1 protein-coding gene is annotated in these 1,219 nt (G+C 61.3%); it reads left to right on the plus strand.

Features of this window, described 5'->3' with window-relative positions; translation table 11 throughout:
- The first annotated feature begins 59 nt into the window (after positions 1–59).
- Positions 60–1,201 (plus strand): IS3 family transposase gene (locus QBJ92_RS20545; protein ID WP_277971545.1). Its coding sequence is split into 2 segments (ribosomal slippage): positions 60–300 and positions 300–1,201, totalling 1,143 coding nucleotides; the frame shifts between segments, so codons are not numbered across the junction.
- Positions 1,202–1,219: the final 18 nt, after the last annotated feature.

The following is a 1,219-nucleotide window of genomic DNA, read 5'->3' on the forward strand; positions in this document are numbered from 1 at the left end:
TGAGTAGCCCCTAGATTTCTGGACGCCTTCGATCCTAATTTTGAGGACAGGAGGCGACGATGGGGAAGCCCAATTTCAGCGATGAGTTCAAGCGTGACGCGGTGGCCCAGATCACCGACCGCGGGTATCCGGTAGCGGAGGTTTCACAGCGGCTCGGCGTCAGTCCGCATTCGCTCTATGCCTGGAAGCGGCAGCTGGCGGGTCAAGTGTCGGGCGATGCTGGCAAGGATGCGCAGATCCGCCAGCTGAAGCGCGAGCTGGCCCGGGTGACCGAGGAACGCGACATCCTAAAAAAAGCCACCGCGTATTTCGCTCGAGATGCAAAGTGAGATACGCGTTCATTGCTGAGCATCGCGATTGTTTTGGCGTACGGGCCATGTGCCGGTGCCTCGCTGTGCAGCCAAGTGGCTACTATGCATGGCAAAAGAGCCCGCTGGCTCAGCGGGCTCGGGAAGATGCTCGGCAGACGGAACTGATCCGGCGGGCCTGGAACGACAGTGGCAAGGTCTATGGCTACCGCAAGCTGCACGACGACCTGCTGGATCACGGCGAGACCTGCTGCCCGAACCGGGTCGCCAGATTGACCAGGCTGGCGGGCATCAAGGCGCAGATCGGCTACAAGCGCAGGCCCGGCGGCCATGGCGGCAAGCCGTCCCTGGCGGTCGACAACACGCTGGACCGTCAGTTCGACGTGGCTGCGCCAGACCGGGCTTGGGTGACAGACATCACCTACATTCGCACCTTGGAAGGCTTCGCCTATCTGGCTGTCGTGATCGACCTGTTTTCCCGCCGCGTGGTCGGTTGGTCGATGCAGAGCCGGCAGACCAGCGATGTGGTGCTGCAGGCGCTGCACATGGCGGTATGGCGCCGTAAGCCGAAGCAAAGGGTACTGATCCACTCGGATCAGGGTTCGCAGTTCACCAGCATGGACTGGGCTGCCTTCATACGCGCTCACAATCTTGAGCACTCGATGAGCCGCCGCGGCAACTGCCATGACAACGCCGTCGCCGAGAGCTTCTTCTCCTCGCTCAAGCGCGAACGCATCCGGCGCCGAACGTACAAAACCCGCGAGGAAGCCCGCCAGGACGTGTTCGATTATGTCGAGATGTTCTACAACCCGGTGCGCAAGCAGGTCAGGAACGGGATGCTGTCGCCCGTCGCGTTCGAACGGCAGCAGATTTTGAAAGCTGAAGGCGTCTAAAAAACTCGGGGCTACTCA

Source organism: Sphingomonas echinoides (assembly GCF_029623395.1).
Taxonomy (GTDB): Bacteria; Pseudomonadota; Alphaproteobacteria; order Sphingomonadales; family Sphingomonadaceae; genus Sphingomonas; species Sphingomonas echinoides_A.